Origin of the sequence: Dyadobacter sp. 32, assembly GCF_902506755.1 — a bacterium.
Lineage (GTDB): Bacteria > Bacteroidota > Bacteroidia > Cytophagales > Spirosomataceae > Dyadobacter.
This window is the reverse complement of record NZ_LR735258.1, coordinates 2,950,800-2,965,372: the sequence shown is the minus strand read 5'-3', so window position 1 is coordinate 2,965,372 and position 14,573 is coordinate 2,950,800. Positions and strand designations below refer to the sequence as shown.

At 45.2% G+C, this 14,573-nt stretch carries 12 protein-coding genes; 3 read left to right on the top strand and 9 right to left on the bottom strand.

The genetic code is table 11. The features are described 5' to 3' along the window. Positions 1-46 precede the first annotated feature (46 nt). Positions 47-1,576, top strand: a complete 1,530-nt coding sequence (gene guaA, locus DYADSP32_RS12070) for a glutamine-hydrolyzing GMP synthase (RefSeq protein ID WP_149242498.1) — start codon at positions 47-49, stop codon at positions 1,574-1,576. 68 nt (positions 1,577-1,644) lie between these two features. Here the strand turns inward: guaA and DYADSP32_RS12065 are convergent, their stop codons facing one another. Continuing rightward, positions 1,645-1,809 carry a DUF1328 family protein gene (locus DYADSP32_RS12065; protein ID WP_149242499.1) on the bottom strand — a complete coding sequence of 55 codons (165 nt, stop codon included), beginning with the start codon at positions 1,807-1,809 and terminating at the stop codon, positions 1,645-1,647. Positions 1,810-2,086: 277 nt separating this feature from the next. On the opposite strand from DYADSP32_RS12065, the gene DYADSP32_RS12060 reads away from it, so the two are divergent. Together DYADSP32_RS12060 and DYADSP32_RS12055 are read left to right on the top strand one after the other, a co-directional pair. Then, the gene (locus DYADSP32_RS12060) at positions 2,087-3,943 is read left to right on the top strand and encodes a M1 family metallopeptidase (protein ID WP_149242500.1); all 1,857 of its coding nucleotides are present in this window, start codon (positions 2,087-2,089) and stop codon (positions 3,941-3,943) included. A 675-nt stretch (positions 3,944-4,618) separates the two neighbouring features. Then, positions 4,619-6,355, top strand: coding sequence for a sensor histidine kinase (locus DYADSP32_RS12055; RefSeq protein ID WP_149242501.1), 1,737 nt, complete (start codon positions 4,619-4,621; stop codon positions 6,353-6,355). Positions 6,356-6,399: 44 nt separating this feature from the next. Here the strand turns inward: DYADSP32_RS12055 and DYADSP32_RS12050 are convergent, their stop codons facing one another. From DYADSP32_RS12050 to DYADSP32_RS12015, 8 genes are all read right to left on the bottom strand, one after another. Beyond that, positions 6,400-7,767, bottom strand: a complete 1,368-nt coding sequence (locus DYADSP32_RS12050) for a nucleotide pyrophosphatase/phosphodiesterase family protein (protein WP_149242502.1) — start codon at positions 7,765-7,767, stop codon at positions 6,400-6,402. A gap of 68 nt (positions 7,768-7,835) precedes the next feature. Beyond that, a complete protein-coding gene (gene eboE / locus DYADSP32_RS12045) occupies positions 7,836-9,041 on the bottom strand; it encodes a metabolite traffic protein EboE (protein WP_149242503.1) in 1,206 nt (401 codons plus the stop codon). A gap of 65 nt (positions 9,042-9,106) precedes the next feature. Continuing rightward, positions 9,107-10,273 carry a 3-dehydroquinate synthase gene (locus DYADSP32_RS12040; RefSeq protein WP_149244874.1) on the bottom strand — a complete coding sequence of 389 codons (1,167 nt, stop codon included), beginning with the start codon at positions 10,271-10,273 and terminating at the stop codon, positions 9,107-9,109. A gap of 248 nt (positions 10,274-10,521) precedes the next feature. Then, positions 10,522-11,391: a UbiA-like protein EboC gene (gene eboC, locus DYADSP32_RS12035; protein ID WP_414617710.1), complete on the bottom strand. Its 870-nt coding sequence runs from the start codon at positions 11,389-11,391 to the stop codon at positions 10,522-10,524. Between the two features lies 1 nt (position 11,392). Beyond that, positions 11,393-12,421 (bottom strand): TatD family hydrolase, encoded by a 1,029-nt coding sequence (locus DYADSP32_RS12030; protein WP_149242504.1) that lies wholly within the window; start codon positions 12,419-12,421, stop codon positions 11,393-11,395. 10 nt (positions 12,422-12,431) lie between these two features. After that, on the bottom strand, positions 12,432-13,256 hold the full coding sequence (locus DYADSP32_RS12025) for an EboA domain-containing protein (protein ID WP_149242505.1): 825 nt from the start codon (positions 13,254-13,256) through the stop codon (positions 12,432-12,434). 195 nt (positions 13,257-13,451) lie between these two features. Then, positions 13,452-14,081, bottom strand: a complete 630-nt coding sequence (locus tag DYADSP32_RS12020; protein ID WP_149242506.1) for an MgtC/SapB family protein — start codon at positions 14,079-14,081, stop codon at positions 13,452-13,454. Positions 14,082-14,169: 88 nt separating this feature from the next. Then, positions 14,170-14,547, bottom strand: coding sequence for a DUF5618 family protein (locus tag DYADSP32_RS12015; protein ID WP_149242507.1), 378 nt, complete (start codon positions 14,545-14,547; stop codon positions 14,170-14,172). Between the last annotated feature and the right edge of the window lie 26 nt (positions 14,548-14,573).

Sequence of the window (14,573 nt, the reverse complement as noted above, 5' to 3'; positions counted from 1 at the left end):
CTTCATCTCCCTCGATCTCCCTACCTTTGCGTTTTAGATAGCCTATATGACCGAACAGATTCTAATTCTAGATTTTGGCTCACAATACACCCAATTGATCGCACGCCGGGTACGTGAGCTGAATGTTTATTGCGAAATACATCCTTACAATAATTTCCCTGAACTGAACTCCAATATAAAAGGTGTAATTCTCTCAGGAAGCCCGTGTTCAGTACGGGACGAAGATTCCCCGCGCATCGATTTCGATAAGATCAGAAAGCACGTTCCTTTGCTGGGTGTGTGTTATGGTGCGCAGCTGATGGCAGAGGTGCTGGGAGGGGACGTGAAGCCATCTCAGCATCGCGAGTATGGAAGGGCCAGGCTGGAGATTGAAGACCGCGATTCCTCGTTGCTAGCCGGGTTGTCCTCTTCATCCCAGGTTTGGATGTCGCATGGCGACACAATCGTGCGTATCCCCGATAACTTTCATGTGATCGCTTCAACAGAATCGGTTCGTGTGGCTGCATTCAAAGTGCAGGATGAGCTTACTTACGGTATTCAGTTTCACCCGGAAGTAACGCATTCTACCGAAGGAAAACAGTTGATGCATAATTTTGTGGTGGGGATCTGTGGATGCAAGCAAAGCTGGACGTCGGAGTCTTTTGCAGAAGAAACCATACAAAACCTGAAAGTGAAGCTGGGTGATGACCGTGTTGTCATGGCGCTTTCCGGAGGAGTGGATTCTACGGTTGCCGCTACGCTGGTTCATCAGGCTATAGGGGTAAATTTGTTCTGTATTTTCGTAGATAATGGTCTTTTACGAAAAGACGAGTTCGAGCAGGTGTTACATTCGTATCAGGACATGGGTCTGAATATTAAGGGGGTAGATGCCAAAGATCAGTTTTATGCCGCGCTGGATGGTCTTTCGGATCCGGAAGCGAAGAGAAAGGCGATTGGGAAAGCATTCATCGATGTTTTTGATCAGGAATCACATTTGATACAGGATGTAAAATGGCTTGGGCAGGGAACAATCTATCCGGATGTGATCGAATCCGTTTCCGTTAAAGGGCCATCGGCAACAATCAAATCGCACCATAATGTGGGGGGATTACCCGACTTTATGAAATTGAAAGTGGTAGAACCGCTCAATACACTGTTTAAGGATGAGGTGAGAGCGGTGGGTAGAACGCTTGGAATTTCTGATCATATTTTGGGGCGTCATCCTTTCCCGGGCCCCGGGCTTGCCATTCGCATCCTTGGAGAGATTACGCCTGAAAAGGTGGCCATTCTTCAGGAAGTGGACGCTATTTTTATTGGCGGTTTGAAGAAATGGAACCTCTATCATGAAGTCTGGCAGGCGGGCGTGATGCTTTTGCCCGTCAAAAGTGTTGGTGTAATGGGTGATGAGCGAACTTACGAAAGTGTAGTTGCCTTGAGGGCCGTAACTTCTATCGACGGCATGACTGCAGACTGGGCACATTTGCCATATGATTTCCTTGCAGAAGTTTCTAACGAAATTATTAATAAAGTAAAAGGTGTAAACCGCGTGGTTTACGATATATCGTCAAAACCACCCGCTACAATTGAGTGGGAGTAAAAGGCGTTATTCACAGAAAAAGCGGACGTGAGCCCGCTTTTTCTTGTTATAAATTCCTGCGATCAGCGTCATGATCGCCCGACACCACCGCGTATCAAGCTGAGTACGAATAAAACTAAAAATACGAAGAAAAGAATTTTAGCTATTCCGGCTGCGCCCGCAGCAATACCACCAAATCCAAGTACTCCGGCAATGATGGCTACGATTAGAAATATGATTGTCCATCTAAGCATAATTGACAAAAGTTAAAGGTTATTAATATCTATATCGTTTGAAATACCAATAATGTGCCAATGCTTAGTTTGAAACAAAAGTAGCTACAACCTGTTAAACGCGCTTTTTATGCTGCTTTTTTGTAGAAAATGATTCCCAAATAGTCTGATATGCGGCTGATTTCTTTGTCATATAAGAAATCACACTGCTCAGGGGAAGTCGCTTTTTAAAAATACGCACTATTCCCGCAAATCATGATGTCCTCATTTCCTGAATATCTTCAATCATAATATTTTAATGAAAATTTTCCTTTTGACTTTTGTACTATTGATCGGTGCCGGTGTGGTCATGGCGCAAAACAGCTACTGGCAACAGCGTGTGAGTTATCAAATGGACATTGATTTTGACGTGACCACGCATAGGTACCAGGGTAAACAAAAATTGCTTTACACAAACAACTCTCCGGATACACTTAGAAAAGTCTATTACCATTTGTATCTCAATGCATTTCAGCCTGGAAGCCAGATGGACGTTCGTTCCAGAACCATAAGTGATCCCGATCCCAGAGTGCGGGATCGTATAGCAAAGCTGGATCCTTCGGAAATTGGATTTGAAAGGGTGGTCTCACTAAAACAAAACGGGAAGACCTTGCGGCATGAGGTGGTAGGAACCATTCTGGAGGTGTCGCTTGCCGAGCCCATTTTGCCGCAAACAAGGCATACATTCGACATGGAATTTGAGGCGCAGGTACCAGTCCAGATTCGAAGGACTGGCCGAAACAACCGAGAGGGGATCGACTATTCTATGGGACAGTGGTATCCCAAAATGGCAGAATATGATCAGGAAGGCTGGCACACAGATCCATATATTGGAAGGGAATTCTATGGCGTTTGGGGCGATTTTGATGTAAAAATAAAGCTCGATGCCTCTTATATGATTGCAGCAACGGGTTATCTTCAGAATCCTGATAAGATAGGTTACGGGTATACCAACAAGAAGGTTGTGCATAAGCCGGGAGACAAACTTACCTGGCATTTCAAAGCACCTGAAGTTCATGATTTCGTGTGGGCCGCAGATACGGACTACCAGCATGACATCGTAAAGGTTGACGAAAACCTGGACCTGCATTTTTTCTACCTGCCCGACAGTAGTTCGAATGTTTGGAAAGAAATGCAGCCTATGGCAGTACGAACATTTAAGATCATGAATGAGAAGGTAGGACGGTATCCATATAAGCAATACTCGATCATTCAGGGCGGTGACGGAGGGATGGAGTATCCTATGGCGACATTGATCATGGGCAAGCAAAAAATAGGAGCGCTCACAGGAGTGGCCGTTCATGAGTCGATTCACAGCTGGTTTCAAATGATGCTTGCCACCAATGAATCCAGGTACAGCTGGATGGACGAAGGATTTACAACCTTTTACGAGAATATCGTCATGGGCGAATTGTTCCGTTTTCCAATTCATCCACAATCCGAAACGAATGCCAGCTATGTAAAACTGGCCAAGTCGGGACTGGAGGAGCCGCTGACCACACACGCTGACCATTTTAATACAAATATGGCGTATTCCATTGCCAGCTACTCGAAGGGTGCTGTATTTTTGAATCAGCTGGGTTATATAATAGGTAATGAAAAGCTCGAAAGTGGAATAAAAAAATATTTTAATGAATGGAAATTCAAGCACCCCAATCCGAATGATCTGAAACGGATCATGGAAAAGGAGTCGGGGCTTGAACTGGATTGGTATTGGGAGGATTTCGTTGGTACCACCAAAACGATTGATTATAGCATAAAATCGGTGAATGCAAACCATGCAAAAACCGATGTGGTCGTAGAGCGCCTTGGTCAAATGCCTATGCCGCTTGATATTCTTGTGACTTATAAAGACGGTACAACCGAAACTTTCTACATACCACTGGAAACCATGCGCGGTGAAAAATCGGAGAGAATGAGCCTCAAAACAACAGTTTTGACTGATTGGGGGTGGACATATCCCGAATATTCTTTTGAAATCAATAAGAATATTCTTGAAATCCAGAAAATCATTATTGATCCTAGTGGCAGAATGGCGGATGTAACGCCGGACAATAACAGATTTCCAGGGACTAAGAAAGTACTTCCTCAATTAAAAGGAGAGCCAGTTAGGTAGATGGATGTGAAGCAGGAAGCTGTGGTGTTGGTTTAGTTTTTGCGTCCCATGGTTGTTTTTTAACCGGACCAACCGTTTTAGCAGGGGGCCACCTGACAACTGTTTAATACTTTATCAAAATCTGCAATACAGGGCTTCTAAGTTGAAAAAAAAGCGACGGGTCAATGATCCGTCGCTTTCTAACACTATTAGCCATGAAAAATCTTTATTACTATTTTATTGACAGAATTTGCCATTCTGATGTAATTTAGTTCATTAGCACCCTTTCCTGGACCTGACAAATGGAATTGACCAATGAAAGACCTGTAACTAAGGGCGCCGGGTTTGTTCTTTGCTTTCTAAAACGTTCAAAAAGTCATGACAGGTTCCCCTTGATCCAGTTTCCTGTATTTCTAACCATCAGGCTGTCTGCAAGCTAATGGTTAAATATACTTCCTTTTTCGATATTATGCCTAATCACATATGCTATCAGATTTTTTGCCTAAAATTTCTGTGCGCTCTACTGTGATAAATTTTTCGCCGCGGTGCGCCGGAGCGATAGCTTCCTGCTATCACTGCAAAACTTGCTTTGTTTCGTTTAAGAAATGAGCCATTACGAATTTTACAGTGCGAATTTAAACTGGCACTTAGCAGATAGAATAAATTTCCGCACCTTTGCAAATAAACTTCATCGCTATGAATAAACTGAACTTTGAAAAAAGGACACGTTATCGTTTTATATTACTTTTCTCTCTCCTTGCGGTGCTCATCGGTTCGTTGCTTGTAGCTACGTTCAGGGCGAATAACACGGAGAATCTGAACGAGATCATTAGCGAACTGTCCGGTAAGCGCCACGAGGTAGAGCAGGTTGAAAGTGCCATTAAACTGCTTTATGCGGCGGAGAACAACTTTCGCACTTTTGTTCTAACGGGGAATCGAGCCAATTTTAGGCAGTATTCATCCGACCTGAAAACAATAGAGAAAATTTTCCATAAAATTGAAAAAGAATTTGTGGAAAGAGATGATCTGCCCGGGTTGTTTAAAGATAAGATGATGAAAACCGGCACTTTTATCAAGGCGCGGCTTCTGGCGGATTCACTTATCAAAAATTCGGTTTCCTGGGATACTACATCTATCTACACCGGTCTTTACACGGAGCAATATAAGCCTCAGGCGGTTCTGATAAGCCGGGTGGATACGGTCATTTCATCTCCCCAAAAGAAAGTTGAAAAGAAAAGGCTCTTAGGGCGTCTTAAAGATGCTATTTCAAACAAAAAAAAGGAGGATAGTAACCGGAGCGATGTTAAAGTGATCAAGTCCACCGTCAGCAGTAGCATACCACAACCAGACCCCAATGCCACCAGGGTAAAGAAAGCCGGACAGAAGGTGATTGCTGATCTGAGGGAAATGACACTCAGCCTGAAGCAGAAGGAATTTGAGCTTCTGGAGTCCAATAACCGGCTATTTGGCGAAATCAAGGATTTTCTTGAAGAGCTGAGGCGTGTGGAGGTTGAAGCGAGCCGGCAGCGTAACATATCCCTGAGTAATAACGCAGGTTCAAGTCTCAAAAATTTAAGTACTTATAATACCTGGCAGTTTATTGTTATTTTACTTCTTATTGGTTGTGTGGCGGGTACTTTGTATTGGATATACAGGAATGATCTCAGGCTGATCAGGGAAGCCCGGGCGGCAGAGCTGTATGCCAGGTTGAAAACCGAGTTTGTTTCGACCACCAGCCATGAAATCAGGTCTCCGTTATATGTGATGCAGTTGTATACGGAACAATTAGCCGATGAGCACCTGTCTGACAGCCAGAGGAGCATGGTAACCGGACTGGTTAACTCGGCAAAAATGACCCTGGCAATCGCGAACCAGATACTCGATACGATGGAGGTGGAGTACAAGCAAATAAAACTCGCTCGGTTTGAGCCGGAAAAAACGATAGCGGATGTGATCAGTACACTCAGTATTTTTTCTGTTCTAAGGAATATTTCGTTAAAAGCGGACATCACTTTGCCATCTCAATTTGCGATCATTGGAGACGAATTCAAGCTCAGGCAGATATTGATCAATCTGATTTCCAATGCATTTAAGTTCACCAAAAAAGGGAAGATTGCGGTAAAGTGCAGCATGACAGATGATCAGGCAACCAATCTGGTGTGGCTTAAAGTAAGTGTTGAAGATACAGGGGAGGGCATACCTGAGCCATTTCTTAAATCCGTTTTTGAACAATTCACCTATTTAAATGACCCGGGAAAATCTGATGCCAGTATGAAGAGCAATGGCCTGGGCTTGTATATTGTCAAGAAGATTACCGATGAGCACGGTGGTAAGATCGGGATAGAAAGTAAGGTAGGTGTGGGGTCGATATTTACTTTTGAAATACCGTACCAGAAAGTGCCCAGTCGTGAAGCCGAAGCAATCGTGGGGTGATGTAACGGTAATTCAACAGTTAAGAGCACAGACATCGAAGTATATCAATCCACCAGGTGCGACCAGATGAGATCATAAACCTGGGTTGCTTCAATGGGGTCGGTGCTTACGGCCGTATCAGTGATGCAAACGGGATAATAGGCTATGGGCGTATGTGGAGTGCCGTGTGAACCCTTTATCAGGGTGGCGTCAAGGGGTATTACGTCCATCAGGTATCGAAATCCTAACAATTTTCTGGCGAGCTTGTATCCGGCCCGTAATTTGATAAAGGGATTTTTCGGATCCATGAACATTTCTACCGGGTCGTAGCCTGGTTTTCGATGTATATCCACCAGGTGCGCATAATCCGGCGCTTTGGCGTCGTCGAGCCAGTAATAATAAGTAAACCAGCTTTCCGAATCCGCTACAACAACAATATCTCCGGAGCGTTCATGATCGATGTGATATGCCTTTTGAGCTTCTTTGTCCAGAATCAGATCAATTCCGGGTGTATTCTTCAAAACGGCTAGTACCTGGTCTTTTACATTGGGGTCATTTAAATAAATGTGAGCGATCTGATGATCGGACACTGCAAACGCTTTGGAAATCCCCGCGTCAAGTAATTCGTACCAGCGCTCATTACGGACCGAAATCAGGCCTTCCTTCCTTAAAATCCGGTTGATATGAATAGGGTTATTCACCGGACTGATTCCATATTCTGACAACAAAATAACTTTAGCCTTTTTTGCCTCGTAAAAAGTTACAAGCTCTTCCACCACCTGGTCAATTTCGGCCAGTTCGTTACCGATTTTAGAAAAGTCTGGGCCAAATTTTTGTAAACAATAATCAAGATGAGGGAGGTAAATGAGCGTTAAGGTAGGATTGTGCTTGTCGTCCACCCACATGGAAGCATCGGCAATCCATTTAGTGGATTTGATGTTTGCGTTGGGTCCCCAGAAACTAAATAACGGAAACTGCCCGAGATCCTTTTGTAATTCATCACGAAGCTCAGACGGGAAAGAATAGCAGTCTGGTGCTTTCACACCATCTGCATGGTACTGTGGTCTCGGTGTAACGGAAAAGTCCGCAGTTGAGTACATATTATACCACCAGAACATCTTGGCGCAGGTAAACCCCGGATCCAGTTTTTTGGCGGCATCCCATATTTTTTCACCCTGAACCAGTTTGTTTGATTGTTTCCAGAACTTAATCTCCGAGTCGCTGTGGTCGTACCAGCCATTGCCGACAATGCCATGTGCGGATGGCCATTTCCCGGTGACATAAGTACTCTGAACTGTAGTCGTGACAGCAGGCAGAACGGGTTTTATTGATGTCAGATGCCGGCCATTCATGTATTTTTTGAGAAACGGCATTTGATCGCCGATCAAATTTGCGCTTAGTCCTACAATATCAATTACAACCGTTTTGTTCATCACGTCAAATTATTCAAACTAAAAATTGTGTTATTTCCCAGGCGGGGTATAGGAGATTTTTTATATGGCTACTGCCTATTGTCCAGCAGTTTTTTTACCCATTCCATTTCCCTCACAATCGACTCGCCGATTGGTTTTTGCATATCCTCCGGAAGCACACCCCAGGTATACGTTTCCACTTCCAGAAACGAAGAGAAGGGCTTGTGGCTGTGAAGGGCAAGTGTTTTTACGATATCACTTTGGGTGGAATCCAGAGCGCCATAGGACTGAATAAAGAGCGGTACATGAAAATGAACACGCCATTCCTGCTGTTCAGGACTCCAATTGGCGATGGCGTCGGGCAGATCGGGAAAGTGCGACTTACTACCATCCGCATTTCGGGTCACTACCTGGTGTAGATACACAGGTTCGTCAAAGGTCTCGATTGCTTTCCGCTTTAATTCTTTATTCGTGGCAAAATCAATTTTTAATGCTGAGCTCACCTGAATACGCCCCACCTTGATGCCATTTTCTTCCAAGGAACTCAAAATGGTTGCAGGTTCCTCAAATCCTACCGCGGCATGGCAAATGTCATAACAAAGCTGTATGTGTGTGCGAATAATTTGTCCAGCCCCTTGGGAATCAAGCTGGTGTTTTTCGGCCAGATGTTTGGTTCCCAATGGCAAAAGTAAATCTCTGTACCAACTGATAAATTCCGCTGTATTATCGAAAATACCGTCCGGCTCGGGCTCAATATCAAGGTGCAGGATTTTACCTGTTTCTTTTGCTATGAGCATGAGCTCATCCAGCAGGAGCAGAATGTGGCCAGTTGCCTGTGTGAGGGCGTTATTTCTTTCGTTGTCCGATTTCCACCAAAGACGATAGGACAGTGGTGGCGTGGATACACCCCCTTCCATTCCATCGGGGAGTAAGGCAGCAAGTATCCGCACGAGCCTTCTGGTATATTCCAGACGGTCCGTTGTGGTCCAGTCTGGAGTATGAACATGATCTTTTACGACTGTGTTGTGAAACCCACCGTAAGGAAATCCATTGATTACAAATACATAGATATCATTTTCGGTAAGCCAGTTTTTGAACGACTGCAGGGTGTCTGGGTTTGACAGTGCAATGGATGCTTCGTTGGCGACGCGCAGTCCTAATCCAAACGGCATCCCAGGAGCCAGCTGCTGCCTGATGAACGGTACGTTTTTACGAAGCGCCCGGAAATGATCTTCCCATTTTTCACCAGGATGTATGTTGCTGCAATAGGTTAAATGTCCGTATGGTGTGTTCATGGATTTAGGTGGAAATTTGTCAAATCGGGTTTAATACTTATCCATTATCTGAAACTGGGAAACCACTACACTTTTGCGGTGTGCAGATGCAGCATTTCAAGGTCATCAACGGCAGCGGCTATGATATTTGGGTCCAGTTCGTGGACTTCCACTCCTTTGCCGATTTTTTCTAGAAGCATGATCGTCAACCTTCCACCCAGGTGCTCACGAAATTCCTGAAGTCCTGTTCTCAGATTGATTTTGTCGTTCTCTGCCAACTTGGGGTGGTACAGATCGAATCCAAGGGTGTGTAGCACATCCAGGATTCGGTCCAGGTCGATTTTAGGAAGCATTCCGATTTTGGAGGCGTAAATACAATCAAGGGCAATTCCAATGGCCACCGCCTCGCCATGCCGAACCTGGAAATCGGTCAGAAATTCGAGTTTGTGCGCTGCCCAGTGCCCGAAATCAAGGGGCCTGGAGGAGCCAAATTCGAACGGATCGCCGCCTGCAATATGAGCGGTGTGCATTTGCGCACACCGATGGATGAGATAGGCCATCGCTTCCTGATCTCGGTGTGCAAGCGCCAGGGCGTGCTCCTCAATCCATTCAAAAAAAAGCATGTCCTTGATCAACGCAACCTTTATGGCTTCGGCAATTCCCGAACGCCAGTCCCGGTCATCCAGGGTTTTGAGGAAATTGAGATCGTTAAACACGGCAACGGGGGGAGCAAAAGTACCAAGGAAGTTTTTTTTGCCATGAAAATTAATGCTATTCTTGACACCCACACCCGAGTCGTTTTGTGCCAGCACGGTTGTGGGGATCCTGATTAATTTTATACCTCGATGCGACACAGCGGCAGCGTAGCCGACCAGATCCAGCACGGCTCCACCTCCAATTCCGATCACGAAAGAATGCCGGTCAATTCCGAAACGATCCACTGCATGAGCCAATTGCTCAAAGAGATGGGGGTCATTTTTGCAGGCCTCGCCTCCTGGTACTACGATAATCTCAGGTGCCAGATCTACATGCGTTACGTTTGCAGAAAAGTAATTCACGATGTCCGTTTGCAGTTTTGGGTGGTATCGTAAAAAACCTTCATCCACAACTACCATGGCTTTGCGCTGAAAACCTGTTTCACTAAAATTCTTAAAAAATTCACCAAGCAAAACGTTCGAAAGGTCAAATAAATCGGTTGTGAAGAACACGGCATAACTGTATTCTACCTGAAAACGTTGTGATATGGGTGGCAATGAAATCGACATCGGGCAATGGATAATAAATTGTTTTATTTAGTAAACGAGAATCAAAGGTTTAGTGTGTTACATAGACCTTCGAAACTTTTTGTTGATTATGACTCCGGCGCGGTGGATAGGGAGAATTCCCGGTTACACTGAACCAGATACGAAGTTCGCCTATTTTTTGATTCAATGAACTGTTTCGGGAAAACTCTTCAGGTAAACTCCGCGGTACTGCTCCTGCTCAGTTGCCGAAATGTTGATCAGGTAACCGCAAATAGCTTTGCTAAACGCATCGAAATGGGTAAAAGTGCCAGGACAGCCAATGCTACAGGCCACAGCCCGAAGGCCATACACCAGGACGCATTCATCACGATTAACGAAATAACCCCCGCCTTGACTGCCTTCCCAATTAATGGCCCGATCGGATTATGAATGGCATTAAGCAGCGGCCGGCCGATGAGCCATGCATGCAGTACGACAAAGGGAATGGTGAGCAGGATATTTCCTTTGTTCACGGCGATTACCAGTTGAACTGATAGGACGGCGAGGTACAGTAATGCAGCCGTGTAAAGCGTTCTCTTTTTGCCTCCGTGGACCTCATCCTGGCTGATCATCGTGATGGCGAAAATGTAGGCAATGGGAATAGCCGAAATCCAACCCCACTTTTCGAAGGATATGGGTAACACACTCATTCCCAATATGAGATTCCCACCCCGGCACATGCCCATGGTCAGTGGTCCCAAAAATGCATGGTGCTTTGCAAATCGGTTATAAATGATGGTAAGTATGCCTATGCCTATTGCCACAACGCCGCTTTGAAAGCTAAAAATCGTTGCAGCCAGTATGCCAAAAAATAGTAATGAAATTCCAAGCAGTGCGGCAGAAGCCAACTTCACTTTGCCACTGGGGATGGGTCGTTCGGGACGTTCCACCGCATCCAGTTTGGCATCAAAAACGTCGTTCATCACCACACCCCCACCATAAAGCCCCAGGGTAGAAAGAATCAGCCAGAAAGGAGATAAATTGGAAAAGGTGAATGAGGCGATAGCCATACCGGCAAGAATATCTGCCACAGCGGTAACAAGATTTGCTGGCCGGGTTAGCTGCAGATAAGGTTTTAAACTAATCACTTTATTGAATTAATAGTGAATTTGTGGACGGATCAGGTTGTTGGCCACCACGTAATATAGAATTGCCGTGAAACTTTGCAGTCTGATCCACTTCCGAGTCCGATGCAAAATCCGTTACATCAATCTGGCCACTTTTCCCGAATGCATTGATGGCATTCTGATAGGTTACGAGTCGAATCGTTTCATCCGGGATACCGCGCATTTTCATCAGGGCGGCTGTTTTGGGTATCGCCAAGGGATCTGAGATGCCCCAGTCGGCCGCGGAATTGATCATGATTTGTCCGGGGCCATACTTTTCCACCACCTTTACCATACGCTCATTGCCCATCTTGGTAAAAGGGTAGATCGTAAATGCGGCCCAAAATCCTTTGTCCAGAACACCTTTGACTGTTTCTTCATTGTTGTGATCCACGATCACCCACGAGGGATCCAGGCCATGTTCCAGCGCAATGGCCATACTTCTTTCCGTTCCCCTCTTTTTATCGCGATGTGGCGTGTGAATCTGAACGGGCAACTTCGCCTCTTTGGCAAGTTCCAGCTGTAGACGGTAATATTTTTCTTCTGCAGGTGTCTGATCGTCAAAACCTATTTCGCCAACGCCCACAACACCTTCTTTATAAATGTATAAAGGGAGTATTTCCATAACCTGCTCGGCCAGGCGCTCATTATTTGCCTCGCGGGAGTTGAGGCCCATGGTGCAATAGTGTTTAATGCCAAATTGTGATGACCGGAATCGTTCCCATCCTACCAGACTACTGTAATAATCCTTAAAGCTGGATAAGCCTGTTCTTGGCTGACCCAGCCAAAAGGCGGGTTCGATCAAAGCTACAATCCCGGCCTTGTACATGGCCTGATAATCGTCCGTAGTCCGGGAAACCATGTGGATGTGCGGATCAAAAAAACGCATTCCTTTGATCAGCTCACTGTACTCACTCCAGGCCATGTCCCGGTGCGCAGGCTGGTTTCGAGACTCGTCGCTATCTTCAAAGTGCGATGGGTTTTGTGGTATATCGTTGTGGTTAAGGCACATAATATTAGGGTTATTCAAGGTCAGCCCAGGAGAGTGCTCCGGAGCTAACAGATTTTTTAAGTTCGGGATAGGCAGAAAGCAGCGTGTCGGCAGGAGGATAACCTGATGCAAATGCTGCCAAAGCAGCTGCTTTTTGGTTGGACTCAATGCCTGATTCGAGCAGATACTTCAGATCCGCCAGGAGCACATCATTCAAAAACGGGCTTACCAATCTCCAGACCTGGGGCGGAACGGAGCGTCCCGCCGCCCATCGTTCATGAGCAAAGTCAGACAAAGTTATGGCAAGCTCCACATTGGTACGGGTGTCAATTCCTTCTATGAGATGGATGGGTTTGTCATTAAAAATCGTTTTGAGAACCAGTTGATTCCAGGCTGCCTCGCTGAAAAATCTTTCGGGATAGGGATTGTGCAACGCTATGGCATCAAATACAAAACCCATATTGGACCGCACGGCATCGGTTGCCCTGAATAGCCATTGTTCGGGATAGGCCAGCAATGGCAACGCCGAGTAAAGGGCCACGAGTTCATTCATTTCGGCCGTGTCGAATAGCGTTTCTATGTTTTTTACATATTCGGTTCTGTCCGATGCGTCTAATTGCGTCAGGAGCCATACTCTGGCAAGCCGAACCAGCGACCATCCATTTACTTTGAATCCTGTTGGTTCAGAATCGGGTAGCTGAATGATTCTTTTTGACAAGAATCGTGGAGCAGCTACGAAAGCAGTCATCAAATCCAGGGAATTAGCCTCACCTTTCTTCAGAAGCCATTCTGTCTCGCTCTCTGACGAATTTAGAACGATATGATCCCAGATTCTTTGTTGTATGAAATTAGCCATGGTACAAATTGAACTATTACAATTTTTGCGGCAAGGTTACCCCTGAAATTACCGCTAAAAATTCCTGAACTATAAACGGTATGTCTTTTGAGATGATAAAGTTGCCAAAGTACGAATTATAACGATTTTTAATACTTGTTTGTCCCTGGGTAGGGCGGGAATTTGCGGATTATTTGTGCCTAGGTGACAGCATCACTAGAAATCAAGTTCTAAAATTTCGGCGTCGTTGAGCAGAAAGGCTGTTAATTTCTCGTGCTTCTTTTGAGATCCCTGTAAGGTCCAGTTCCCGGTGATATGGCTTCCTGATCTATTCTGTTCTCCTCTCAGTATTTTCATATCGTAACTGGTAAAAAGTTCTTCGTACAGGGAGAGCGTCTTTTTTTGATAAATGCACATCAACCGGTAATTTCTGATCTGACTTTTCTTCCTGATGTATTTTTGAACGGGAGATAAAATGACCAGCGAGAGGCCCGCTATAATGAAGCAGCCCAGTGTAACTGCGTATAGTCCGGCCCCAATACCCATTCCGAGCGCAGCAGTGACCCAAACTATGGCTGCGGTGGTGAGTCCGACAACCCTGTTATTCTCACGAAAAATAATACCTGCGCCCAGGAAGCCAATGCCTGTGACAATGTTGGCAGAAATCCGGCCTGCATCCGGGCCGATTTTGGCGGATAGGATGGTGAACAGCGTCGAACCAACGGATATCAGAATCAGGGTTCTGAGACCGGCCGATTTGCTGCGATACTCACGCTCGGTTCCAATGATTGCACCTAGCAGAAACGATATCAGGAGTTTGATTATCTCCTCTGGTATAAAGTCCATACCGTAAAATCTATTTGATTAAATACCAAAGCCGGGGTTAATTTCCCGGCTTTAAAATGAGTATAAAGGTATAGTGGAAAATTTAAGGCTACGCCACAGCAGTGCGGGATTCTAGCCATTTAATAATGAATTCTGCTTCCTCCAGTCCGGTTGCCGCAAGTTTAGCACTTTTCGCACCATCGTATGCCATGTCCAAATGTAAAACCTGATACGCTGTCAAAAAAGAATTCAGCACCTTCTTGTCCATTTTGGAAAGGTGTGCCTTATACCATTCAACATCTTTTCTTCCTTTATTTTTCTTACCCAGGAAATCGTCCAGCGCCACCAGAACTCCAGCATATGCGGTATGTCCGGCGACTTTTACATACTTTGAATCCTGATAATAGCCATCTTCTTTAACGGCTTTCTCGCGAAGAATCTCTTTAGCATTTTCCATGTACCTCCTTGCCTCCTTAATACTGTCCATGTTTTCATTTGGTTTGTTGATTTTAT

Bases quoted from the DNA above. Each gene is read 5' to 3' on its own strand.
- guaA (WP_149242498.1), top strand. From the start codon at position 47: ATGACCGAACAGATTCTAATTCTAGATTTTGGCTCACAATACACCCAA.
- DYADSP32_RS12065 (WP_149242499.1), bottom strand. From the start codon at position 1,809: ATGCTTAGATGGACAATCATATTTCTAATCGTAGCCATCATTGCCGGA.
- DYADSP32_RS12060 (WP_149242500.1), top strand. From the start codon at position 2,087: ATGAAAATTTTCCTTTTGACTTTTGTACTATTGATCGGTGCCGGTGTG.
- DYADSP32_RS12055 (WP_149242501.1), top strand. From the start codon at position 4,619: ATGAATAAACTGAACTTTGAAAAAAGGACACGTTATCGTTTTATATTA.
- DYADSP32_RS12050 (WP_149242502.1), bottom strand. From the start codon at position 7,767: ATGAACAAAACGGTTGTAATTGATATTGTAGGACTAAGCGCAAATTTG.
- eboE (WP_149242503.1), bottom strand. From the start codon at position 9,041: ATGAACACACCATACGGACATTTAACCTATTGCAGCAACATACATCCT.
- DYADSP32_RS12030 (WP_149242504.1), bottom strand. From the start codon at position 12,421: ATGTGCCTTAACCACAACGATATACCACAAAACCCATCGCACTTTGAA.
- DYADSP32_RS12025 (WP_149242505.1), bottom strand. From the start codon at position 13,256: ATGGCTAATTTCATACAACAAAGAATCTGGGATCATATCGTTCTAAAT.
- DYADSP32_RS12020 (WP_149242506.1), bottom strand. From the start codon at position 14,081: ATGGACTTTATACCAGAGGAGATAATCAAACTCCTGATATCGTTTCTG.
- DYADSP32_RS12015 (WP_149242507.1), bottom strand. From the start codon at position 14,547: ATGGACAGTATTAAGGAGGCAAGGAGGTACATGGAAAATGCTAAAGAG.